This window comes from Butyricimonas sp. DFI.6.44 (genome assembly GCF_022132345.1).
Taxonomy (GTDB): domain Bacteria; phylum Bacteroidota; class Bacteroidia; order Bacteroidales; family Marinifilaceae; genus Butyricimonas; species Butyricimonas muris.
In genome coordinates, this window is the sequence record NZ_JAKNJD010000011.1 from 41594 (window position 1) to 67673 (window position 26080).

General features: G+C 44.3%; 21 protein-coding genes. 12 read left to right on the plus strand and 9 right to left on the minus strand.

Features of this window, described 5'->3' with window-relative positions:
- Position 1: 1 nt before the first annotated feature.
- The 11 genes from L0M98_RS15425 to L0M98_RS15475 all read left to right on the plus strand — a co-directional run bounded on the left by L0M98_RS15425 (position 2) and on the right by L0M98_RS15475 (position 15952).
- Positions 2-1630 (plus strand): RagB/SusD family nutrient uptake outer membrane protein, encoded by a 1629-nt coding sequence (locus tag L0M98_RS15425; protein WP_227216916.1) that lies wholly within the window; start codon positions 2-4, stop codon positions 1628-1630.
- Between the two features lie 10 nt (positions 1631-1640).
- Positions 1641-2270 carry a fasciclin domain-containing protein gene (locus L0M98_RS15430; protein WP_099291084.1) on the plus strand — a complete coding sequence of 210 codons (630 nt, stop codon included), beginning with the start codon at positions 1641-1643 and terminating at the stop codon, positions 2268-2270.
- A gap of 21 nt (positions 2271-2291) precedes the next feature.
- The gene (locus tag L0M98_RS15435; RefSeq protein ID WP_227216915.1) at positions 2292-2720 is read left to right on the plus strand and encodes a hypothetical protein; all 429 of its coding nucleotides are present in this window, start codon (positions 2292-2294) and stop codon (positions 2718-2720) included.
- Positions 2721-2735: 15 nt separating this feature from the next.
- A complete protein-coding gene (locus L0M98_RS15440) occupies positions 2736-4016 on the plus strand; it encodes a thioredoxin family protein (RefSeq protein WP_227216914.1) in 1281 nt (426 codons plus the stop codon).
- A 450-nt stretch (positions 4017-4466) separates the two neighbouring features.
- Complete coding sequence (locus L0M98_RS15445; RefSeq protein WP_099291086.1) at positions 4467-5027, plus strand: RNA polymerase sigma-70 factor; 561 nt, start codon at positions 4467-4469, stop codon at positions 5025-5027.
- Positions 5028-5558: 531 nt separating this feature from the next.
- A complete protein-coding gene (locus tag L0M98_RS15450; RefSeq protein WP_227216913.1) occupies positions 5559-6701 on the plus strand; it encodes a FecR family protein in 1143 nt (380 codons plus the stop codon).
- 95 nt (positions 6702-6796) lie between these two features.
- A complete protein-coding gene (locus tag L0M98_RS15455; protein WP_227216912.1) occupies positions 6797-10390 on the plus strand; it encodes a SusC/RagA family TonB-linked outer membrane protein in 3594 nt (1197 codons plus the stop codon).
- 33 nt (positions 10391-10423) lie between these two features.
- Positions 10424-11812 carry a RagB/SusD family nutrient uptake outer membrane protein gene (locus tag L0M98_RS15460; RefSeq protein ID WP_186974678.1) on the plus strand — a complete coding sequence of 463 codons (1389 nt, stop codon included), beginning with the start codon at positions 10424-10426 and terminating at the stop codon, positions 11810-11812.
- Positions 11813-11837: 25 nt separating this feature from the next.
- The gene (locus L0M98_RS15465) at positions 11838-12032 is read left to right on the plus strand and encodes a hypothetical protein (protein WP_186974679.1); all 195 of its coding nucleotides are present in this window, start codon (positions 11838-11840) and stop codon (positions 12030-12032) included.
- 24 nt (positions 12033-12056) lie between these two features.
- Positions 12057-13301, plus strand: coding sequence for a Calx-beta domain-containing protein (locus tag L0M98_RS15470; protein WP_186974680.1), 1245 nt, complete (start codon positions 12057-12059; stop codon positions 13299-13301).
- Between the two features lie 38 nt (positions 13302-13339).
- Positions 13340-15952: a zinc-dependent metalloprotease gene (locus L0M98_RS15475; RefSeq protein WP_227216911.1), complete on the plus strand. Its 2613-nt coding sequence runs from the start codon at positions 13340-13342 to the stop codon at positions 15950-15952.
- A gap of 66 nt (positions 15953-16018) precedes the next feature.
- Here the strand turns inward: L0M98_RS15475 and L0M98_RS15480 are convergent, their stop codons facing one another.
- The 5 genes from L0M98_RS15480 to L0M98_RS15500 all read right to left on the minus strand — a co-directional run bounded on the left by L0M98_RS15480 (position 16019) and on the right by L0M98_RS15500 (position 19124).
- Complete coding sequence (locus tag L0M98_RS15480; RefSeq protein WP_227216910.1) at positions 16019-16654, minus strand: HAD family hydrolase; 636 nt, start codon at positions 16652-16654, stop codon at positions 16019-16021.
- Between the two features lie 17 nt (positions 16655-16671).
- The gene (locus tag L0M98_RS15485) at positions 16672-17154 is read right to left on the minus strand and encodes a PaaI family thioesterase (protein WP_099291094.1); all 483 of its coding nucleotides are present in this window, start codon (positions 17152-17154) and stop codon (positions 16672-16674) included.
- A 55-nt stretch (positions 17155-17209) separates the two neighbouring features.
- A complete protein-coding gene (locus tag L0M98_RS15490; protein ID WP_186974684.1) occupies positions 17210-17602 on the minus strand; it encodes an HIT family protein in 393 nt (130 codons plus the stop codon).
- An 83-nt stretch (positions 17603-17685) separates the two neighbouring features.
- Positions 17686-18162, minus strand: coding sequence for a transcription elongation factor GreA (gene greA / locus L0M98_RS15495; protein WP_099291096.1), 477 nt, complete (start codon positions 18160-18162; stop codon positions 17686-17688).
- Positions 18163-18386: 224 nt separating this feature from the next.
- Positions 18387-19124 (minus strand): tRNA lysidine(34) synthetase, encoded by a 738-nt coding sequence (locus L0M98_RS15500; RefSeq protein WP_186974686.1) that lies wholly within the window; start codon positions 19122-19124, stop codon positions 18387-18389.
- Positions 19125-19209: 85 nt separating this feature from the next.
- Here L0M98_RS15500 and L0M98_RS15505 point away from each other — a divergent pair, with 85 nt between their 5' ends.
- Entirely contained in the window at positions 19210-20808 is a 1599-nt protein-coding gene (locus L0M98_RS15505; RefSeq protein ID WP_227216909.1) for a YfcC family protein, read from the plus strand.
- Here the strand turns inward: L0M98_RS15505 and L0M98_RS15510 are convergent.
- The 4 genes from L0M98_RS15510 to L0M98_RS15525 all read right to left on the minus strand — a co-directional run bounded on the left by L0M98_RS15510 (position 20805) and on the right by L0M98_RS15525 (position 26065).
- Entirely contained in the window at positions 20805-22190 is a 1386-nt protein-coding gene (locus tag L0M98_RS15510) for an alpha-L-fucosidase (protein WP_227216908.1), read from the minus strand. The genes L0M98_RS15505 and L0M98_RS15510 overlap by 4 nt on opposite strands.
- A gap of 149 nt (positions 22191-22339) precedes the next feature.
- Positions 22340-23428, minus strand: coding sequence for a TlpA disulfide reductase family protein (locus L0M98_RS15515; RefSeq protein ID WP_227216907.1), 1089 nt, complete (start codon positions 23426-23428; stop codon positions 22340-22342).
- A 2-nt stretch (positions 23429-23430) separates the two neighbouring features.
- A complete protein-coding gene (locus L0M98_RS15520) occupies positions 23431-25053 on the minus strand; it encodes a PKD-like family lipoprotein (RefSeq protein WP_227216906.1) in 1623 nt (540 codons plus the stop codon).
- 37 nt (positions 25054-25090) lie between these two features.
- Complete coding sequence (locus L0M98_RS15525; RefSeq protein WP_227216905.1) at positions 25091-26065, minus strand: DUF4843 domain-containing protein; 975 nt, start codon at positions 26063-26065, stop codon at positions 25091-25093.
- Between the last annotated feature and the right edge of the window lie 15 nt (positions 26066-26080).

Sequence of the window (26080 nt, forward strand, 5' to 3'; positions counted from 1 at the left end):
GATGATGAAACAATTCTGTATTATATTAGCCATCGTGTTGGGGCTCAACAGTTGCACGGACTTAATCGACGTTCAACCGGAAAACGCGACCACATATACCAACTACTTCCAGACACGCCAAGACGCCGAAGCCCTGTTGACCGAACTGCTGCTTCGCCTGCGCAACGGAGAATCCAACAGGTTAGGTCTGGGCTTGATTATCGACGAAGACAGCCGCTACCAATCCATGCGCAACATGGCAACGGGACTCACGGCTGACGGAAGCTCCGTCTATCGGTTGATCTATCAAGCAAGCCTGATCATTGAAAACGCTCACCGTTTCCAAATCCCGGAAGAAGAACTGAAACCCTACCTGTTACAAGCCTACTTCGCTAACGCCGTCGGGTATTGGCGACTGGCACGGGATTACGGGGAAATGGTTATTCTCCGCTCAACCACGGACTTCACCCCTCTTGCTAAAAGTTCCCAAAAAGAACTCCTTGACGAAGCTGAAAAATGGGCACTGAAAGCGATGGACCTTCCCGTGTACGATGAACTGGCAGGTCTGGATGGCCCGATCATCAAAAACTACGGGAGCAAAGGAGCCGCGGCAGCCTTGTTAGCTCACCTGTACGCTTGGAGAGCCGGCGTGGCAAACGAACCCGAATACTGGGCTAAAGCGGAAGAATACTGCACGATGATTATCGACCAAAAAGTAGGTTCCTACCAGTTGGCCATCAACCCCGAATCAGTCGTGCTGGACGTCATGAAAGGCAATAACCGCGAAAATATCTGGGAACTCGAAAACAACGCACAGGAAAGCAGATACTTAACAAACAACTTCGTCGGCTTCCCCATCATTACCTCCTCCGGCTATGCCCCCGTCGGGGGATACAGTTACGGGTGTAAAATCCACAAAACAACCGTGAACAACATGTATTCCCGGAACGACCAACGCCGTGAAGCCTACTTCTACGGTTTGGATGCCGACTTCCTCTACCTGAAAAATGTAAACGGCAACATCGTGGCAGATACCTCGCGCAAGGATGGCGACGACATCGTGAAGAGCTACGATAACAAAACAATTAAACAAGCCTTCATCTATAAATTCAGGTATCCCTACTTCCATGTCACCGACAACACCCCCGAACCGCAATATCGCGGTCTGAATCAAAACGAAATCGTCTGGCGCCTTGGAGGAATCTACCTGTTGCGTGCGGAATGTCGCGCCCGCCAAAACAAACCCGACGCCGTGGACGACCTCAACCTGATCCGTCGCCGGGCATACGGTAACATGACCGCCTCCGGAGGAATCGTCGATGCGGCCAAAGAGAGCGAATACGCCTATCCCTGTGCCGAAGACGTGGAAAAAGGATTGGCAAACAACATTCAGTTAGCCATCTTCCGGGAAAGAGAAAAAGAACTATTCCAAGAGAACCATCGCTTCTACGATATCGTGCGCAACGGCTACTGCTTCTTGCACGATAAAGACAGTTACGACTACATCCGGAAAGAACTGCCCGCCGCCTTCTCGTACTTGACGGACAAAGACATCGAGGACGGGGCTTTATTCTCGGAAGTATCCTCCAACTTCTTCACGAACAACGACCTGATGAGACAGAATCTATTTTGGAACAGATATAACCAATAATCTTACAAGCATGAAACTCAATATATTAATAGTATTAATAATATTCGCGGGAGCAACCTCCTGCACGAAAGACAACTTCTACTACTCCGGGATCAGCGACGGTCGGCATGAAGGCAAAAACATGCTGGAATACATGCAGGCACACCCTTACGACTGGGATTCCACGCGGGTAATGATCCACCACGCCGGCGACGACATGGTCAAATTATTCGAGGGTAAAGACGAGCGGCACAAAGAATTCACTTTCTTCGGGATGACCAACCATTCCATCCGCCGTTATCTACTGCAACACAACCTGAAACAAGTCAGCGATCTGGATGCCGAGTGGTGCCGCACCATCCTCTTGAAGCACTTGATCGACGGTAAACTCTACCGTAAAGAAATCCCCGCGGGTGAACCGGGCTTGTATGAAACCGTCGGTACCGGGGGAACAACCCTCACCACGCTAGCCGGAACCAAAATCTGGACTTACGTCGTGGTAGAAGAAAAAAACGGAGTGGTACAACACGCCTCCCGTCCCATCTACATCCGCTTCGAGGAATCCGGACGGCTGCTGCAAGTTGTTTCCGGGGACATCGAACCGGATAACTGTCTGGTTCACGCCTTGGATTACAGATTCACGATAGGAGAAGAAGAATAAAACATGACAAAAAACAATACTATGAAAAAAATAATACTATTCGCCGGAATACTATTAACGATAGCCCTATCCTGCCACGAGAAAACGGAAGGATACCTCATCACGAAAAACGCCGCCTACGTCCCGGACACCATGTACGTTTACAAAACACCCGATCCCGTGACCGATGCCTTGAGAATACAGAACAAAGCCCCGTGGGTAAGCATTGCCATGCAAGGATACGAGGGAACGGAGGAAATCTATTTCACCATAGAATCCGTCACCTCCCCTCTCGGCACGGAAGCCATTAAAACATTCCGTGACGAAATATCCATCCGGGGCGGCGGAATCTTGGAATATCCCTTGGAAAACAACGCGCAACCGGGAGCCTACACCATATCCGTGCGCCTGACAAACCCGGGATACAGCCAAGTTGTAGAAAACGCGATAACTGTCATCATCGTAGAATAAATCAAATAAAAAATCATGCTAGTAAAAAAGTTTTTAATCTTAATCCTTTGTTGCCTCGGGACATTAACCTCCCGGGCAGAAGGCATCAACTTTTTCAACGGCAACTTGCAAGACGCCTTGAAAAAAGCCAAAAGTGAAAATAAACTCGTGTTCGTGGACTTCATGGCAACGTGGTGCGGCCCGTGCAAGACACTCGCCACCAAAGTATTCCCGGACAAAGAAATCGGCGACTACTTCAACGCCCGTTTCGTGTGCGTGCAAATCGATGTGGATAAGGAAAAAGACCTTGCCCGCAAATACCGGATTCAAGCCATGCCCACCCTCGTGTTCATGGACAACAACGGGAAAGCCGTCACCCGGGTAACGGGAGCCGCCTCCAAAACCCGCTTGCTGCAAAAAGCCAAGGAAGCCACGGGAGAACTCCCCGCTTTCGACGAATTGTGGAACATGCACAAGAAAAACAAAAACGACGTGAACGTCATGCAGCAAATCCTGCATGAAGCGCCTTATATCATACAGGAACGCCGGGGACAAGGTTGGGAAGCCCGAGTCAAGAAAGTATTCGAACAATACATGCAAACCAAACCCCGGGAAGACCTCTTGAATCCCACCGATTTCACCATCATCATGGGATATTCCGAAATGGAGAAAAACAACGAGCACGTGGAATTTGTCATCAGTCACCTGAACGACTACTTGAAAATCATGCCCTTCCGCCGTGTAGCCAACCCGATGTTCAGCTACACCATGAGCCTGATCAACAAACTGGCCAAGGAAAACGACCTCGATTACAAGAAAGAGATCGCACGCGCGGACGGGGACATGAAAGTCATCTTCGATTCGTTACGTCACAGCACGTATTCCCCCGTTGAATTCCTGACAATTTTAGGCGATGCCTACAACGCACTTTACGGTCACAAGGATCAAGCAACCTATGTCCAACTCATTGACAACTATCTCACGCGAACGGGAGACAACGTCATGTTGCAGGAATACCAAAGTTTCATATCCGATTTATTAGCGGCAACCAAAGGGGATTTGAGCGACGACGCTGCCCGTACCGTACTGAAATGGCTGAACGCTTACTTGACTCTCGGTCAAAAAGCCGGAGAACAGCTTCAACCTCAAAATCTATTCTGGTACTACCTGACAAGCGGCGACTGCCTCGTCACTTTAAAGGAAATCACCAAAGCAAAAGAGGCTTACACACAAGCCTACATGCTGTCCATGCAATCGGGAAACCCCAACCTGCAAGCCCAAGTAAAACAAAAGTTAGACGCTATAAACGAGAAATAAACAAGCAACACGCGGAACTAACCACCCGCGACGAGCCAGCCAAGTGACAAAACTCCGGTTGGCTCGTTTTATTTTTAATATCGATATTTACGGGTTATCAACCACCACTATTTAGGAACCTTAAGCGTAACTTTACCTATTCCGAATAGCAACAGAATTATCCCCGTATAATCCTGATCCAGATAGACAAAGAGAGGTAGCAATAAACGAACGTTTATTAAATGCAAAATTAATCAAAATCTATCAAAGAGAAAATGATATTGTTGATTCTTTCATTTTCATGGAAATCAATAGATTAACAATATTACCTTTTCAGAGGTAAAATCTTTCGATTGCCGTAAAATCCACTATCATTAAACGTTGGATTAATAAGCTTCAATCAACAAGCTATACCGCTCATATACGGTACTATTGATACTTATAAATCCACTATAATTATAAGGATGCTTTATGCCGAGGGGAAGTAAACATATACATTTTACGAACGGGGAAAGTATTATATTCGACGAATACTTTAGAAGTAATTTCAACAAATTCGTGGCTTTCACCTCTCGTTTTCTCGTTGATACTCAGCAAGGAGAAGACGTGGTACAAGATACATTCGTGCAGATGTGGGAAACGGCAGACCTAACTTTCGAATCGGAACCGGCACTTTCCGCTTACATGTATCGCGTGATACGCAACCGTATTTTGAATGACCTGAAACATTTAAAAATACAGGAAAAATACAATGAACGAATGCGCAGGGAAATGGAGAGTGAAAGTTTTCTCGTGAAATCCGTGTGGGATGAAGAAACCCGCCATTTACTTTACAAGGCCATAGACACGCTTACCCCGCAATGCAAAGAAGTGATTCGTTACCACTTGGAAGGGAAAAAGAACCAAGAGATAGCGGAACTTATGGAGATTAGCATCGTGACTGTAAAATCCCACAAAATGGTTGCTTACAGACAACTACGAGAAAGTTTATCCAAAATCATATTCTGTCTTTTCCTCACGTCCCTGCACTAATCACGAACAAACCGAGCAAGAACAATCAACATATCCCTCTGGTTTTAAGTCGTTTTCAAAATATAATCATACCGAATACATGTTGAAGAAATACATGAATCAATGATGAATCTCGTATCAATTCCGGTGCAGTAGTACTTGAAAAGTTATTTATACCCTTTTAATGAGCTATTAAAACGCTATTATAGTATAGGGTTTTAATAGCGCTTTAATAGGGTTCTAATAGCGTTTTACACGGAAGTGAAGCGGAATTCATATAGAATTCATACAGAATTTATTTAGAAATAATATAGATTCTCACCTCATCAAATCAATGTTTTCCAACCATAGGATACAGGACAGAAACCGATAGGAATCAATCTATTACACCAAATTCTATATTTTCACATCAACAGCAATACTGGTAATCAATTCATCACGAAACAATAACTATTGAAAAAATATTTCAAAAAAAACTCATACCCTTCCAAAATTTAGTTGTTCTATAGTCAAACGGGAGCATCAGATCAACCTCCCCATGAAAAAAGACCTATGGAGAAACTGGAAAAATATATCAAAATGTGCCGCTTGGCTATCAAACGACGACTTACTCAAACCGACAAACAAGAAGAGGAAAAGTTGGACGCTTGGCTACGGGAGAGCGAGGAAAATCGTGAACTTTACCATTCAACCGATTATATCGATCTGGCAGAACTCAACGATTATTACTCTAAAACAGACGTAGAATATCAATTATCCCGCTTTCACAAAGGCCGTAAACGTACTACACGTTCCATTGTTTGGCGTTGGAGTGCGGCAGCAGCCATCCTTCTGGTGGGAGGTATATCATTATACATGATGAACAAGACGGAACCGGTCATGATTTCGTCCATGAAACCACTCCCCGCGGGGGTGAGCCTCGTGTTGTCGGACGGACGTCAAGTTGACCTCTCGACACCCTATCACCCCGACACCGTCGAGATGGGAACAGCCATCGCCAATATACAGCAAAATACACTCATTTATACCCCATCCGACACGTCACGAGAAGTCAAGTTCAATACATTGATCGTTCCCAGGGGAACCTCCTTTCACCTTGTATTGAGTGACGGCACACGGGTATGGCTGAATGCCGACAGTAAAATCACGTACCCGGTTGCTTTCACCGGTAACACGCGGGAGGTGCGTTTAGAGGGAGAAGCTTTTTTTGACGTGAAAAAGAACGGGCAGGCACCCTTCACCGTAAATACCGACCGACTGAAAGTGCGTGTACTAGGCACGAAGTTTAACGTGAATACCTTCGCCGATGCCGGCTATGTTTCGGCAGCTTTGGTGGAAGGTGCGGTAGAAGTCTCCGGAATGACAGGAGAACCTTGTCGACTGGTACCGGGACAAGTGGCAATGATCGACACGATCGGTAAAATCCGAATCACGAATACAGAACTAAAAGCCTATACCGCGTGGATCGATGATATGTTCTGTTTCAGAAACGCTCCCCTGTCGGAAATTCTGAAACAAGTAGAACGTTACTATAACGTGAAAGTCATTTATGACGCGGGGTACCGGGAAGAATATTACACGGGTGATATCTATCGTAACAAACCGTTACAAACTTTGTTGGATGTACTGGAGATGACCATTCCCGTGAAATTTGAATTGCTTGATCAAGTTGTACATATAAGAAGGAAAGGATAGGTCGGTTGCAGACTAAATCCGTGAGGAAAAAATGTCTAACGCAAAAAGAAGAAAAAGAAGAATACAAACATTACTAAACCTTTATTGACAAAGAAATGAACAAATTGGTAAGTCTGTTTTTTCTGGTGTCGGTGACACTGGGATTAACTTCTCTACCCTCTACGGTAACGGCTCAGGCGCAAAAAATCACACTAAACGTGAGGCATGTGAAGCTGGTCACAGTTTTGGAGGAGATACAAAAACAATCCGGTATTAATTTCATTTACAATGAAAAAATCATCAGCGAGGTGAACGACATCACGCTGGACGTGAAAGACGCCCCGATCGATACCGTGATGACACGTGTACTCAAAGGGACAAATTTACAATATGAAATTCACGAGAAGATTATTGTCATCACCGAGAAAACAGTTCAAAAACAAGTATCCCGTAAAATCAGCGGAGTGGTTCGAGACGAGAAAGGGGAACCCCTGCCGGGAGTGACCGTTTTAATCAAGGGTACTACAGTGGGGAATGCCACGGATATTGACGGACGGTTTTCTATAAATGTCCCGGGAGGAGTAACTCAGTTATTATTCTCATTTATCGGGATGGAAACTCTTGAAATGGATATTCCTAAAGATTCCCAAGAATTAAACATCACGATGAAAACAAAATCCGACGAACTGGATGAGATTGTTGTAACCGGGTTTCAAGTAACAACGAAACGACAGGCCACGGGATCCGTCGCAGTAGTCCCGATGGAAATATTTGCCAATAAAGCAAACCCAAGTATTGATAATCTACTACAAGGTCAAGTAGCCGGAGTCAGCGTGATGGCCATATCCGGACGCCCGGGAGAAACTTCACGAATTCGGATTCGAGGAACAAACACGTTAAGCGGTGATGCAGAACCTTTATGGGTGATTGACGGGGTTCCGATGCAATGGAATTTCCCGACAAACAAAACCAGCCAAATCAAAACGGGAGATTTTAATGATATTTTCGTGAATGGTATCGGAGGAGTAAACCCGAATGATATTGAAAACATCACGATTCTGAAAGATGCTTCCGCTACCGCAATTTACGGTTCAAGAGCAGCCGGAGGAGTTATCGTGGTGACAACCAAGAAAGGGAAAATCGGGAAAATGCAAGTAAATTACGCCGCCAATATCTCCGTGGGTTTGAAACCGCAACATGACCCCAACTTAATGAATGCTCCCGAGAAACTGGCATGGGAACAAGAATTGTGGGATGAATTTGCCGCAGAGCGTTTCAATTCCGGTGAACAAAGATATCCTGTTGTCGGGATTGTGGGGATGTTAAGAGCCGGCAAATTAGGCAAAAATAACAAGTATTGGGACGAAGAAGGCTTTGAACCCATGTCAAAAGAAGAACAAGATGCTTACATTGCAGAACTGGGAAAACATTCAACGGACTGGTTCAACGAACTATTCAGGAATTCTGTGTCTACAAGCCACCACCTTTCCCTCTCCGGGGGTGCACCCAAAGTCGCGTATTACGCCTCCCTCGGATACACGAAAGATAACGGTTTGGTTAAGAAAACCGGTTATGACCGATACACGTTAAACACCAAACTTTCACTTACTCCCAGTGAGCGTTTAAAGATGGAAATCGGACTCGATCTATCACAACAAAAATACAAAGGATATTCCGGGACAGTGGATCTTTTCCGGTATGCATACTTCGCAAATCCTTATGAATCTCCTTATAACGAGGACGGCAGTTATCGGGCTGATTTCACTTATGGCAATTTGTCCAAAATAAACGGCAGGGATTGGAATAACTTACCACCTAACGGGTTGAACGTTTTAAGAGAATTAAATGAAACTTCCAGTGAAGCGAATAATTTTGCCACAACGGTTCGTTTCAACTTGGAATACACGATTATCGAGGGATTAAAATTTAACGGTTTGTTTTCATACGGTTTCGCGAACTACAAGACCGACAACATAAACGGTCCTGATACATACGCTGCCTATAACGACCGTTTGTCCTTTGATCAAAGCAAGAAAGACAAAACATACGGATCAATTTATCAAACATCCGCCAATAACACGAATTATTCCGCCCGGGGATACTTGAGTTACACTGCCCGCTTGGGCATAAACCACCAACTGGTGGCGTTCGGAGGTGCAGAGATACGTGGAGATTTGGCGAAAAGTATCTTTGAAAAACGCTACGGTTACGATCCTGTAACAGGAAATTCTTCTATCCCGTTACCATCAAAACCGGTAACAGGCGACAAAATTGACTATTCCCAGATGGAAATATTCGCCCAGATCGTGGACGGTTTATCCGGACAGACGGAGGAGGAAAATCGTTTCGCCTCATTCTTCGCTTCTCTGGACTATAATTTCAAGCAGAAGTACGTGACCAGTTTCTCGTTCCGCACGGACGGGTCAAACAATTTCGGTAACGACCAGCAATTCAATCCCACGTGGTCACTGGGGTTTGCATGGCACTTGGGAGAAGAGAATTTCATGCAATCCTTAAGACCTATCGTGAGCCGAATGACTCTCCGTGTAGCGGGGGGGTATACCGGAAATATCAGCAAAACTTACAGTCCCCGTTTGATTATGTCTTATGACAAGGAATACCGCAAGTATGGAAATGAAATGTTACGCATGGGAAGAGTTGCCAACGCCCCGAACCCTAATCTACGCTGGGAAAAGACACGGGACATAAAAGCAGCCCTTGATTTCGGTTTACTGGATGATCGGATCACCGGTCTCGTGGAAGGATATTACCGAAAGAGTAAAGATGTCGTGACAGCCGTGCGGGTATTAAGTTCAACAGGTTTCACGCAACAAGGATATAATACATCCGTGATCGAAAATAAAGGTCTTGAAGCCACATTGAATTTTTTAATCATGGATACAAAAGACGTAAAAGTACGCCTCTCCGGAAACATCGCTTGGAACCGGAATAAGGTACTTGACTACAAATCCCCGAACGGATACGTGGACGGGAATCTGTGTGAAGGTTTCCCGCTCAATTCTATTTTCGTGGGCAAAGTGGAAGAGATTGATCCTGAAACCGGATTGTACATCTTCAAATTACGTCCGGATGCCATTATCAATAAAGGCTCCGATTTACATGATGCGGATAATTACCTTTTTTACGCCGGAACAAAAAATGCTCCTTACACAGGAGGATTTAACCTGCGATGTGCATACAAAAACCTGTCATTAAGTATCGGTGGAACTTTCGTGCTTGACGCCAAAATCCGGGAAGACTTGAAATCCCCGGCAAGCTACCAAGCATTAACGGGCAGCGGAGAATCGCAACAAACATATTACAACGATTTATACCGAAATCATCTTAACGTGAAAAAAGATGCCACGAACCGCTGGACCAAAACTAACAGGACAGGAGTAAAATACCCCCGGATTATTGACTATCACGGTGAACCGTTAAATCTGAATTATTATAACGTAACCGACACGGAAGTCACCCGGGGAGTTTATCTTGAAAACGTGGCATTTGCCCGAATTCGAGACATCACGCTAGGATACACTTTACCTGAGAACGTGACAAGAAAATTAAGGATCTCGTCATTGAGTTTTGCCTTAACCTTGAATAATTTCTTCACGTTCACGAATTACTCGGGAATAGACCCGGAAACCCCAACGACAACTTATCCTTTGACAAGATCTGTCACTTTTGGATTAAACTTGGGATTTTAATACAAGCTTCAGAACAATTAAATTTCGAGAAAAATGAAAAAGTATAATATATACATCATCGCTTTCCTTACATTCATTTGTTTCTCGTGCAAGGAATATTTGGACGTGAAACCGAAGGGAAAGATATTGCCAAAGACTGCCGAAGAATTTCGGGCAATGCTTGAGCTCCACTTGAATCGTGTCGAAGGAGCCATGGAAAACTACATTCTAGGAGATGCTAAATCTATTCTGGATTACGAAATGTACTCTGATAACCTAGATGCTAAACTGACTTTTTACCCGCAAGGAGGAGCCCTAAAAACCTACGTGGGAGACGGACTGAACGACATCTCTGACGGATATGAATACTTGTACGGGTATATTCGTGATTGTAACATTGTCATTGACAATTTAAACGACGGAAATGAAACATTAGAAAAAAACGTGTTAGGCACGGCATATTGTCTCCGTTCGGTATGTTACTACAATCTGCTGCGCACTTTCTGTGAACCATATGACAAATCTCGCGAAAACGAGTTACTCGGATTACCGCTAGTCGAAAGTTTTGATATGGAAGAACGCCCGTTACGGTCAAGCTGGACAAAAACTTTCGAATTTATAGAAAAAGATCTTTTAGCGGCTATAGATTACAACGTTAAAGATGAAGTTTGGATTTTCACGTCTGACGTGGCAAAAGCCTACTTGGCAAAACTTTATTTCTGGGCCCAGAAATGGGACAAGGTAATTCCCTTGGCACAAGAATTACTTGAAAAATACCCCTTACTGGCAGGACAGGCATACGTGGATATGATTCAAAGTAAAAACGAGAAAAAAGGAAACGTTCTCATCCGTTCTTATACAGTAGGAGGAATGGGAGTATCCGATATGACATACGGTTTCGCACTAGAAGACCGCAAATATCGCCCGGTGAGCAAAGAACTCGTGGAATTATTCACGGACGGAAAACAGGATATCCGTTACGAACTGTCATTTAACAAACAACGTCTGGCTCAAAAAAACGTGTGCGCCAATGTACGAAGTGCAGAGATGTGTCTGATGCTGGCAGAGAGTTACTTGCACCAAGAGGATGAATCCCACGCTTTGGAATATTTGAATTTATTGCGTTCCAAACGTATAGAGAACTATGTAGCCTACACGAAAGACAATTTGCCGGAAATCGGAGACAATGACCTTATCCAAGTTAATGCTACCGGAAAGACGCTATCCAAACTGATGCGAGTGATCCTTTCCGAACGCCGCAAGGAATTGTTCATGGAAGGAGACCGGTGGTTTGAACTAAAACGTAACGGACGACCGGAGTTCTGGGGAACCGCAGAAGGGAAAAAATATATTACCAGTAAATATCTCTACACGGCTCCCCTCCCGAAAAAAGATATAGAATTACTACCCGACCTGATTCAAAATGAAGGGTACGAAGATTAAGTGTACAATCAAAAATAAAGTAATCATGAAAAAAATATTATTTATACTGGCCATATGTTTGTTCTTCGGTTTGACCGGATGCAATGACACGGACGATCTTCCTCCCAAAGAAGGCTTGGTTACTTCCCGGTATATATTGCCGAAAGGTAAGGTACTGACAGAGGCTGACCGAGAAATCATCAAAGAGAGAAAAGAAGAATACAATAACGCAATACGATAGTATTTAACAGAAAAATAAAATATCATGAAAAATATATGGATATTTTTATTGACTCTACTAACATACGGGATGCTCTCTTGTCATGACGATAATAATGACGATGCATCATTGTCTTTCGGTAGATCAATTTATATATTACAGGCGAACGGCGCTCTTGAAGTGGAATTGAGAGCCGATGGTGCCGTGGAGGAACAAACAGTGGTTAAATTCACGGTTGGAGGCTCAGCTGTCAGAGGGGAAGATTACGAACTGAGCGCAGACGAGTTTGTACTGGAAGCCGGACAAGATAGAGCAAAAATACAAATCCAGCCGAAAGAAAATTACAACGAGGACAGGGAAATCCGTTTAGAACTGGAACCCGTGGCGGGATTTCAATTGGGCGATAAAAGAGTTGTCATTATCCCGATTGAAACCAAAGAACAAATGATTATTTCATTCGAGAGAGATTGGCGGGAATTAGAAGACGAACTTATCGTGAAAGTAACCGTGGCCGGAGCCGTCACGGGTAAATACAATTCTACCGAACCTCTTTCAATCCCGTTCGTGATTGGCAACGGGACCACGGCGGAAGCAGGAGTCCATTACGAGATAGAGGGTGACGTGCATGCATTCGTGATAAAGCCGGGCGAAGACAAAGCAGAGATCAAAGTCCGTTATCTACTGGTAGAAGAAGGGCACGACCGACTCGAGTTAGCTCTGACCCTACCGGACGAAAGTTTCTACTTCGGGAATTATAACGAAATGGAAATTCCCATAGTAGGCCCGCTCTCCATGAATAAATTAGCCGGGAAATGGACTTATTCCGCTTTCATGTGTCAAGATTATATGGAAATGCTCGTTGGAGGAGATTTCCCGGACGACCTGACTGCCCTACCCACCAATAATTCTGCGACGGATATTCTGGAATTTGTTACGGAAGACGGAATGGATATGATAAAAGTACACATGACAGGTGATTTACGGAATTATTTCAGGGACACAGAAATCCATATCGGTTCCACAGGGGAGGAATATTTATGGGAAACACTTACCGATCTAGCTTTAGTTACTTCTGTCAGATGTGATAAGGTGAATCTTCATTTCTCACCCAACCAAGTAAAAGAAGAAGAAACCACCATAGGTATGCGTCTCGTGGAAGGCGGTGAGGTATTGGAGATCAGAATACTGCAATATGAGCCTATCGAATTTTTGTATGATACCTACGAAATGTTTGAAGGTGATATGGAAATGTTCCCTCTAGTATTCCGTTTTGCAAAAGTGAAAGAATAACGCAAGACAAACAAATATTTTAGATTATATTGAATAATATGAAACAAATAACAACACAGATTGTTTCGGCGCTACTCTCCGGTTTATTCTTACTTTCTTTTGGAGAGATGAACGCAGCAGACAGGAAAAAGAAAGAAAAAGAAGTAGTAAAAACCAGTAAATATGACAAACTGGTACAGAAAGCCGGGCGCGTAACGGCAAAAGGAGATTTTATCTCCCTGCATAAGGTAGGGGGAAAACTCTATATCGAGTTACCCGTGGTGTACCTTGGACGGGATATGTTACTGGCCTCCACGTTAACCAGTGCCAGCGACAACCTGCTTTGTGAAGTCGGTTACAAGCCGGAAGACCCGCTGCACGTGAAATTTACGCGAACAGACAGCTCTATCTACCTGAGGAGGGTTAATACCAAGGCAACCTATAATGAGCGGGAAGAGGGGATGAAGATCGCGTTGGAGCGGAGTCTTACCGATCCGGTATTGAAAAGATTTAAAATCGAAACGTATAATAACGACAGCACCGCCGTGGTGTTCGACGTGACGGATTTCTTTGCCCGCCATAATGATATGTTACCCTCTTTACCCAAGAGTTACGGTGGATTTATCTCTATCAAATCCAGTCCTAACAGCGAGGGAGAAGCCCTGCGGGAAATCAAAGCTTTCGAGGATAACGCCACGATAAAGACGGACTTAGCCTACAAGGTGACCATGACGGTATTCGGTATTTTCACGATACGCGCGGACGAGCCCACGAGTATACAAGTTACCCGTACCCTGCTATTGTTGCCGGAAGAGAAAATGCGTCCCCGTATCGCCGATACCCGTATCGGGATATTCCTGACAGACAAACAACATTTCTCGACGGAACAAGACGAAGTGGGGATTTATTCCATGATCCACCGCTGGCGATTGGAACCGAAAGATGCTGAAGCGTATGCAAGGGGAGAATTGGTTGAACCCGTGAAACCGATCGTGTTTTACGTGGATGATGCGTTTCCCGAATTGTGGAAACAGCCGATAAAGGAAGGAACGGAACGCTGGAATAAGGCTTTCGAGAAAATCGGGTTCAAGAACGCAGTGCGGGCATTGGACTTCCCGAAAGATGACCCGAATTTCGATCCGGATAACTTGAAATATTCCTGTATCCGGTATATACCGTCAACCACAGCCAATGCCATGGGCCCCTCGTGGATAGACCCGACAACCGGAGAGATCGTGAACGCATCGGTACTGGTGTACAACAACGTGATTCAATTGATCAACCAATGGCGTTTTATCCAGACAGCACAAATAGACCCGTCCGTACGCGACAAGAAGATGCCGGATGAGATCGTGAAAGAGTCTATCGCTTACGTGGTAGCACACGAGGTGGGACACTGCCTCGGGTTCATGCACAACATGGCCGCATCGGCTGCCTATCCGGTGGACTCGTTGCGTTCCGTCACGTTCACGCAAAAATACGGGACCACTCCTTCCATCATGGACTACGCGCGTTACAATTACGTGGCACAACCGGGGGATAAAGGCGTGAAACTTACACCTCCCGACTTGGGAATTTATGACGAATTCCTAATCCGCTGGGCATACCAACCGATACCGGAAGCCCGCACGGCACAGGAGGAAGTCCCCGTACTCGAATCATGGCTCGACGAGAAAGCCGGAGACCCGTGCTACCGTTACGGACGGCAACAATTACTGGAACGCTATGACCCGAGTGCTATCGAGGAAGATTTGGGCGATGACCCGATGAAGGCGGGAGATTACGGCATCCGTAACCTGAAATATATTTTATCCCACATGGACGAGTGGATCGCAGATGACCCGGACGGCTCGCACAAGCAACAATTGTTGGAACAGTTGATGGAACAATATTACCGGTATATCACGAACGTGATGTATAACGTGGGTGGTATTTACTTGACTGACGTGAAAGAGGGAACCCCGGGTGACCGTTACCGTTCCGTGCCGAAAGAAGTGCAAAAAGCTTCTTTACAATGGGCGTTGAAACAATTCCGGGATTGCGACTGGCTGTACAATAAACCGTTGAGCAAGAAGTTGACCCTTCGGATCAGCGAGGCGGATGTCGTGAGATCGGTGCTTGCTCAAAGTCTGCTGTCCTCTTATCAACGGGTAATTCTTTCTGCCCACGTGTCGGACGATCCTTACACGTTGAAAGCGTATTTCGACGACTTGTATAACGGGATATGGGAAAATACCATCCGGGAAAAAGCGTTGACGAACGGGGATAAATTGCTGCAAACGAACGCTATCGTGATGATCAATGATGTTGTCGGGAATAGCATGAAAAAGAAAGGGAAATTTTTCCTGACCTCTCTGGACGAGTTGAAGAACTATGGGCTGGACGAATCGGGTATGGTTCGGAAATTCTACAAAACGTTGAAGTCTATGGAACGGGAGCACGGGGACAGCTTCGTTGCCGAACAGCTACGCCTGCACGGCATTGGTTATGGCTATAACTGGCAAGACGAGGTGGATGTAGAAGCGATTGACAATTCCAAGCAGTATTTGTTTACCATGGCAAATAAAGTGAAAACGCTACTTGAAAGTAAGATCCCCACATCGACAGGAGAAACACGGGAACATTACCGGATGTTGTTGTTCTCTCTGAACAGAGCATTAGAGGGGAAATAAAAAACAGATTAAAAGCCTATAAAGTCAAAAGAACTCAGTCTGACTTTATAGGCTTTTTCATTTCAATTATCGAACTTCGTGTAACAACATATCCATCCGTTCCAATACAATTCCTTTTTCTCGCAAACGTTCAGCGCTATTGTGCCCTCCGGCGTACAGCCTGATATTAAAGCCTAGTGCCTCGGCAACTTCTGCGTCATGTAGCGTATCTCCCACCATTAAAGTTTCACGGGGCTCTATCGGATACACGTCCAACATTCTTTCACCTCTGGCAATCTTACCGTCAGCATAGATATTATCTGACCCGCACACACCCTCGAAATAATCGCGGATACCGAAACGTTCCAGCATATCTTCCAATAAGTTTTCCTGCAAAGCCGACAATATATATTGCCGTACACCCATTTCTTTCAATCCCGATAATACAGACACTACCCCCGGAGTCAACACGACATCTTTTGCCAACTCCTCGTAAGTGTCGACAAAATCAAGGGAAACAGCTTCCCAATCATCATGTTTGAAATCGAAACCGATTCCCTCGTAGTAGTCCTTCACCGGAAAACCGAATATGGATTTATATTCCTCCACGGTCAGTTCATTCAACCGTTTTTTTCTCAACATCCGGTTAATCGTATTTACACTAATCTTCACGTCATCCAACAATGTCCCGTTCCAATCCCAAACCACGTTTTTATACTTCATATTTTCCCTATATAAAATTAATTTTGATGAAAAGCCTCGATACCCGTCCACCCGAGACGCTCTTTGGCCACGTTTTCAGGAAAAATCCGATAAGTAACTTCCGCTTCACTTCCCAAGGAGCCATCGGCATTGAATATCTCGACATGCATTTTGGCAACACGGGCATTCTGTTCCACGATACGGGAGCGCATGAAAATTTCGCCCCGGTCCGTGTACACGGTTGAACGATATTTCATATCCAGCGCGATAGTAACTCCCGCACTCTGTACCTTGGCGAAAATGTTCCAGCAGGCGATCTCATCCGCTAAAGTAGCTTGGATTCCTCCATGCAAAACATGAAAAAATCCTTGAAACTCGGGACGGGGAGTCCAGTAGCAAGTAATATACTCCCCCTCCTCGTAGAACTCGCATCGCAACCCATGTTCGTTACCGGACGCACAGCCGAAACAATTGTATCCCTCGTGTTGCTCGTAGGCGTTATATAATTTTTTCTTTTCCATATTACAAAAAAAGGGACGTTTAAATGCGTCCCCGATAATAAATTGTCTAATAATGTTACAAGTTACTATGAATCAACTTGGCACAAGCTTCCATTTCCTCTTTCGGGAATTGTTTCTTCGGGTTACTGAAATTCAATTCGTTTCCCTCCACTAATGGAACCAGATGCACGTGAGCATGTGGGACATCCAGCCCTAACACACCAATACCAACGCGCTTGCACGGTACACTTTTCTCGATAGCTTTTGCCACTTTCTTGGCAAATACCATCAAACCCGCTAATTCATCATCTGTCAAGTCGAAGATATAATCTTCTTCTCTTTTCGGCACCACTAACGTGTGCCCTTTTTGCATCGGCGCAATATCCAAAAACGCGTAATAGTTCTCGTCCTCCGCCACCTTGTATGACGGGATCTCACCATTTATAATCTTCGTGAAAATTGAAGCCATGTATTAATTTACGATTTTAGATTTATGATTTTAGATTTCACACACACAAATTCTCTCGCTCATTTTCAATTCTCCATTTTCAATTAGATTGAGATGTCCATGATCTCGAATTCCATCATTCCTGCCGGCACTTGTACTTCAACTTTATCACCCAGCTTTTTGCCGATCAGAGCCTTCGCGATAGGAGTCGTGATGGACAATTTCCCTGCCTTAAAGTCAGCCTCACTCTCGGACACCAACGTGTAAGTCATTGTCGCTTTCGTTTTCACATTCTTGATGGTCACCTTGTTCAAAATCTGTACCTTTGAGGTGTCAATTTGGGATTCGTCGATAATCCGGCAACTGGCAATTGTATCTTGAAGCTGTGCGATTTTTGCCTCAAGCAAACCTTGAGCATCTTTCGCGGCGTCATACTCTGCATTCTCGGAGATATCTCCCTTTTCAATGGCTTCACCGATTGCCTTGGAGATCTTAGGGCGCTCCACGTTTTGCAGATTGTCCAGCTCTTCCTGCAATTTTTTTAACCCTTCTTTAGTTACATAAGATACCTTCTTTGTCATAGCATATAATATTAAAATCTTAAATTCATATATAAAAAAATAAATGACACTTATCCTCCAATAAGTGCCTTTATCTAGTAAAGAATTCCATTCGTTCAGAATTCCTCACCTCCTGATGACAAATTTATGACCTTTTTTTGAATTAAACAATTTTTCCCCGCAAATATTTTATAAACAAAAAAAACGTCATATATATCTGATAGAAAGTCTATCACCCCAAATGCTCAAGGAAGATATTCCTCACGTATATTCCGCATCGAGGCAAAAAGATTACTCCGGGCATGAGGAGATACGGCTTCCATCCGGTCAATCAATTTACTCACCGCATCCCGATTTGTCGCTTTCTCGTGAGGACAATGCTTCTTTTGTTTCTTGAACTGTCGCATTTCGGCATAGCGCAAAGTCTCGTCATTGGAAAGATAAATCAACGGACGAATCAACGTGAAAGTATTCTTGAACATCTCCAACCGGGGCGGCATACTGCAAATCGTTCCGTTAAAAATCATGCTCATCATAAGGCTTTCCACCGCGTCATCCCGATGATGCCCGAGAGCCAGTTTTTTACAGTCGTATTCCTTGGCAATATCGAAAAGCATTTTACGCCGATGCCACGAACACACGAAACAAGCAGGTTTCTTCGGGTTTACCGTCATATCCAACCGAATTGTCCGATACACGTATTCCACACCCAAGCGTTCACAAAAGGCTCGCAAGTAATCGCTATCCACCTCGTATGACACATCCTCGACGGCAATATGGGCGGCTATCACCGTGTAATCCTGCTTCGGATCCTTTGCCCGCATCGCCAATACCTCCAACAACGCCAAAGAATCTTTTCCCCCGGATACGCCCACGAGTACCCGATCTCCGTCACCAATCAAGTGATAATCATGTATCGCTTTCCCCACCTTCCGGAAAAAATCCCGGGTGAATACTTTATCTTGCTTTTCTTCTGTTATCATCTACTTGTTTATTATCCTACCGCAAAAATAATTAAAATCTTCTCTTTTTTTTGTATGTTTGAAACCTCAATCAAAAATACCACTTATGCTAAAGAAAGTTCCGCACACTTACACTATTGTATTCTCGATTATTATCATCTGTGCTATCCTGACATGGATTATTCCGGGGGGTGAATACGCGCGGGAAACCGTCGATGTAAACGGCGTGGAACGCACGGTTATCGTGAACGATTCATTTCATGAGGTTGCCAAGAGCCCGCAGACATGGCAAGTATTCTCCGCGCTCTTCAACGGGTTCGAGAAGCAGGCAGGCATTATCGCGTTTATATTGATCATCGGCGGAGCTTTCTGGATCATGAACAACAGTAAGGCAATTGACGTGGGGATTTTCTCTTTCCTGCGTTCCACGCGAAAACTGGAACACATCGGGATTATACGCAAACTAGGTGTAAACAATATTATTATCACGATGGTTATGCTACTTTTTAGTAGTTTCGGTGCCATATTCGGCATGAGCGAGGAAACACTGGCTTTCGTTATTATCATCGTTCCTTTGGCGATATCCATGGGGTACGATTCCCTCACGGGCGTATGCATGGTGTACGTTGCCGCTCATGTCGGTTTTGCCGGGGCCATTCTCAACCCGTTCACGATAGGCATAGCACAAGGGCTATCCGACTTACCGTTATTTTCCGGGTTTGAATATCGCTTGTTCTGTTGGGCGATTCTTAACGTGATTATGATCGCTTGGGTACTGCGTTACGCGGCAAAGGTGAAAAAGAACCCGAAAGCATCATTAGTCTACAATCTCGACAGCCATTGGCGTAAAGAGAAAGTAGCTACCACCGAAGAAATAGAATATAAAACCTATTCCTCCTCTTGGATGGTTTATCTTTTTATCCTTTCGGGACTTGCCATTTTCTCGTTCTATTTCCCCCGCACCACGTTATCTATCGGAGAACACTCCAGTTTGACCACCTTTGTACTCCCCGTCCTAACCATATTATTCGCGTTGATCGGTTTTTTCTCACTACGAAAATCCTATCACTTTTTTATATTGACTATTCTGGGCTTCACGATTCTTTTCTTGATCGTGGGAGTCATGGGCTACGGTTGGTACTTACCCGAAATATCCGGATTATTTCTGGCCATGGGTATTTTATCCGGTTTCGCCGCAAAGGAGAATGCCGATAACATTGTAAAACTTTTTATTGCCGGAGTGAAAGATATTCTCTCCGCGGCGTTGGTTGTGGGACTCGCGGGGGGAATTATTATCATCTTACAGGAGGGGCATATCATTGATCCCATTCTTCATTCATTGGCAAATCTCATGAACGAAACGGGAAAGGTACTCTCGTTAGGAGTCATGTATCTCATCCAGACGATGATCAATATCATCATTCCGTCCGGTTCTGCAAAGGCAGCCCTAACCATGCCGATTATGGCACCGTTCTCCGATGTGATCGGGTTATCCCGACAAGCTACCGTTATGGCGTTCCAATTCGGTGACGGCTTTACCAACATGATCACCCCCACTTCCGGGGTTCTGATCGGGGCTTTGGGTATCGCACGTATACCTTATGACGTTTGGGTAAAATTCTTCTGGAAGTTTATCTTATTTTTGATCGTCATCGGGTTTATTTTGCTTATCCCGACCGCCACGATGCAATTGAACGGGTTTTAAAATATACAAAGACTCCACGCGTGCCCACATGGCGGATTCTTCACGAATGAAGCCGGCAAGGTTACGAGTATTCCATTGCCTACCCGTTTGTAATTTAAATTACCCTTGTATCCCAACAACGAAACCTTTGTCCCTTTTTCCGGCTTTATACTGTAAAGCATAATCCGGGAAGGCGGATTCGGTTCATCCTCGTCATTCAAGTATATGGCATAAATCTTCCCGTTACTCTTGTGCCTCGTGTAACAAATCTTCGCTTCTTTGTACGGGGCTATCGGTCGGGTTTCGTAAATGGCTTCCCCGTTAATTTTCATCCAAGCCCCGAGCTCTTTCATGATCTTTATTCCTTCCGGCGGAATCTCTCCGTTCCCGTCCACTCCCACGTTCAACAGGAAGTTTCCCCCTTTGCTGACAATATCCACAAGGTTATGAACCAACTCACGGGTGGGTTTATATTTGTCTCCCGGCAGATACGACCATTGATTCGCCATGGTCATACAGGTTTCCCACGGGTAATCCCACGGCTTCTCGGGAATCTTCTGTTCCGGGGTACGATAATTCTCGTATTTTCCACCCACCCAACGATCTACCGCAATCAATCCGGGCTGGTACCCCCGAGCCATATCAATAATCTTGTCCAACCTGATATCTTGTCCCCGGTTCTCGGGTGCAACCCAACCACCGTCTAGCCAAAGAATATCCACGGGACCGTATCCGGTCATCAATTCCTTCACTTGATTAAAAATAAAATTACAGAACTTTTCCCACATCCACGGGTGTTCCTTGATCTTGTAATTCACGTTCCGGTCGCCATGCTGCCATCGTTCCGACCAATAATAAGGACTATTCCAATCCGGTTTCGAGAAATACGCCCCGATCATGAAATCCCGCTCCCCGAAAGCCCGGTATATCTCTTTCAACACATCCGCTTTCTCCGCCGTGTGATAAGGACATTCTTTAGAAGTTATTTTATAATCCGTTTCCCTCGTGTCCCACATACAGAAACCGTCATGATGTTTCGTCGTGAACACGAAATACTTCATTCCCGCTTCCTTTGCCAATTCCGCCCATTTATCCGGATCGAACTTCACCGGGTTAAACGTCTTTTTCAGATCCACATAATTCCGGTAATACTCGTCATAAGAAATCGTCGTGTCCCGTTGAATCCAATCCACATCTTCCGAACAAATCGTCCACGATTCGCAATATCCTTTCTGACTATACGGTCCCCAGTGCACGAAAAAACCGAACTTCAAATCCTGCCACCGTTCCAATTTTGCTTTCACTGCCGAATCCTGTTCCCAATAATACTCCATTCCCTCGTATTGTGCTTTCGATAAGGTACACCACAGAACGAGTACCACACATAACAATAATCTTCGCATTGTTTCTTTTTTAGCAATTAATATATTTTACACAAACACATACAAAGATAACAAAACAGGAATCATATAAAAACGGAATTGTTCAAAAAAGGATGAAAACTTAGAGTTCATCCTCTTCTGAACAATTTCTCTCAACAAGAACACCAATTTTATTCTAATCTCCCAGACACCAAAGCTCTTAACTTTTCCCCTCTAAGATTCTTGGCAATAATCCGATTATTCTCGTCCAGCACCAGAATGGTCGGTACGGCATCGATGTTATACATTTTTACCACATCACCTTGCCAACCTTTCAAATCCGAAAGGTGCAACCATGTCAGACCGTCTTTTTTAATCGCCTCTTCCCATTTGTCTTTTTTCTCGTCCAAAGAAACACTTACCACGACAAGCCCTTTCTCTTTAAAATCGTTGTATAACTTCACCATATTCGGATTCTCCATTCGGCAGGGGCCGCACCACGAAGCCCAAAAATCGATGATTTTCAATTTTCCCTTTACCTCATACAAGGCAATCTCCTTCCCTTCTGGAGTAGGCAACGTAAAATTCGGAGCCACGGCATCTACTTCCACGCCCTCTAACGCCCGAATACGCGCAGCCATCAATTTCCCCGGCCCCGTGTGTTTTGCCTTATCCGATAATCCGGCATAACACATTTTCAATCCGTTCAAATCCATCCGTTCCATGCCCGCAGTCTGCACATAAGCCGCCAGTACATTGTCTTTATTTCTTTCCACGATAACACCCAAACGTTTTTGAGCGTCTGCCGTTACCTGTTCCAATTTTCCTTTCAACTCGTTCACTGTCCTGAAATGCTTGGCGGCAGAAGCCTCTTCCAATTCCATCTTTACTTTCCGAATCTTTTGATTTTCCTCAGTCACGGCTTCTTGATAGACGTTCAACTCTTTTTGCAACTTTCCTCCCCTAATCACACTCTTTCCGGATTGAAACAATTCCATCTCGTAAGGTGCATCCGTGTCCAAAATAAATACAAAACCGCCACCGTAACCAGCCACATAAATCAAAGCTACACGAGGCTCATCCAACTCACCTTCAATCACGAATTTACCACTTACGATATCACCTTGCCCCAAGGTATCCACACGCCCTACCTCTTGTGAAACTACAATCATTTTTCCCTCGGGCATCTCCGGAATTGCTCCATTAATCGTGAATTTTTTCTTTTCCCCGAAAACAATCCCGGGGAAAAATAAACAACCTAATACAAATAACTTCCACATAATTAATTCAATCTTCTGGTTATCGCCGTGTAAACAACATCTTTAATCACTCCAAACCCCGTAAACACGTGCGAGTCAACATAATCACCTCCCACACTCAATACAACTTCATGCAATTCACCCTGTCCTCCTGCATTTACCACGACACCCAACGTCCTGTAGGGTTCACTTTCATACTGAAAATCCCCCTCCGAATCAGACCTAAATTTCAACCGGGTAATCACATTTCCTGCATCATAAAGTTCCACTTTTTCTTTTGTTACGACATTAAACAAATAAACTTTACTTTCCTCCGTGTATAAAAATTGGTCCATGAATGCAACCGTTGTGGCAAAACATGTATTTCCGTTAAAACCTAACTTACCTAATTTTTCACGAACTACTTTTATCGGGGAGTCATCAGCCTTTGCCGATTTACCTCCTTTGCTACTAGCTTCTATTTTCAACAAATAACAAGTATCATTCATCACACCTATTGCCGTAGCACCTTCTTCACTGGAATTTACCGAAATTCCTTTACCCAACCACAATATCTCCATATTATGAGTAGCACCTTGTTTATCTACCTCTTGAAGTCCTTCAACAGGAAATGGAGTCAATTTTTCCAGATTATACTCGACAGCCTCTTGAGGATAGATATCTTCACTCACACCAAAATTATAACAACCATTCATTCCATTCAGACGATAGGACATAAATTTTCGATTCACCTTATCCCACACCGTCACGAAACCGGATTGTGACATATAAATCTTATCTATCACATAGTTCTGTACGTTATCCTCTGCCAAACCCGCAAAATAGAATCCACTAGCACCCGAATGATAAAATTTTCCGGCACCATCGACAACAATAGCATTCCTCCACAATACATGGGAAACTCCATACGCCAGATTAGTCGGGTTTAATCCCGGAGCGAATAAATTCTGTGAAGCCTTAGCATCTTCCAAGGCAAAAGGAAGCATAAATGATGCTGAATCAGACTGAACCACGTAAAGACGTTCCATATCTCGAGTATTAGAAACTTGTCCCGCAAACATCAATGAACTCGCTTTCTGAAACCGCTCCACATCCCAAGTTTCCCGATAAGCATCCAAAGTAATAATCGCATGCGTGGAATCCGGATCCTCCACCGTGGACAATTTCCGATTGTTTTCCTCTCCATTCAACACGAACCACGCATGTACAAAAGGTAATCTTGTTCCCATCGTAAAATCCCGGTAAGCACTAATTCCGGTTTTTGTATCCGTCAATCGGAACTTAACATTATAACTGGATGATTTCCGAACCGGATAAGTAAGTGTTAATTCCTTCGTGAAGACACTATCTGTAACATTTTCATTACCTTCACGATAACTCACCACCCACAAATACTCCATATTCTCTTCCCCCTCGACCTCACTCTGGGAGAAAACAGGAGAATAAGTAACAGACAACTCCTCTTGAATCGGTTGCCGATAAGTATACCGGTACGAAGTCCCTTCCGTAACAACCTCTGGCACGGGATCGAAGGTAAGCCCTTCAATCGTGTTTATATCCTTGTAATCGTAGTTTCCTTTATCATCATAACATCCACAAAGAAGCCACGTGACAAAACTCAATATAACTATTATTCTCTTCATCATATTCCTATTTTACAAATTCATAGACATTCTTCTTTGCTTACAATATCGGGAACTGCTCGAACGGCAACGGATTATCCGGATGCTCTGTGTTATATTGCTCATAAGCATTTCTCAACAACTGATTTAACCTAACCGCATCCCACTCCGCATACCAGTAGACAAAACTTTCATAGTCTGCTGCACTAAGCACCTCCTGCATAAAAGTATGTTTAGCCATAGAATACTCTCCCAATATAGCTAAATGAGGAGGATAATTCCACCACTGTGGAGCCGGCGGTTCCGGGAACGAAAAATCCACCTCTTCGTCCGGGTCTAAAGCCTTATATTCCGCCAACGCTTCATTCAAAGTCTTAAGGTCCTCACTCCAATTAGCATACGGGTTATACAAGGTCTTCAAAATAGTAACCATAAATGCATATTTATCTTCCGTATACTCTCCTACAACATCATCATCCCATTCTCTCGGTTGCGGGTATCGATTAATCAACCGTACACGATATTCATCCTTTTCCGCTGCCCCCAGTTCCAAAGAAGGATCCGAATTCTCCACGTCGAACACGATGCTCACGGTAAATTCTTTCCGCACTTTTGGATTCAACACGTACACCTCTACCGTATCCTTTAACTGTCCGGCACGAAACACATATGAAGGTTCAAACTCCAAAAATGAAACTGCCATTGGATCTTCTCCCTCTCCGACCTTAGCTTTCAATCGAAACTCCCGATCATAATCTGCGGCACGTCCCATCAAGTACAAATTCAACTTCACACCTTTTTTTAACAAAGAATCTCCCGAATACTTGGGCTCCAAATAATAATCGTTATCACCCGGTCCCCACCGCATCGTATCCGTTACGTACTCTTTCATGAAATCAACCGTAACCCTTAAAGCATTCGTGTCATAATTAAATTGCAGCCCATCTCGCTCCAACGAATAACCGATAATCTCTTTCTCCTGACACGATGCAAAAGAGAGCAACAAAAAACCTATATATAATATATACTTTCTCATAACCAATTCTTTACA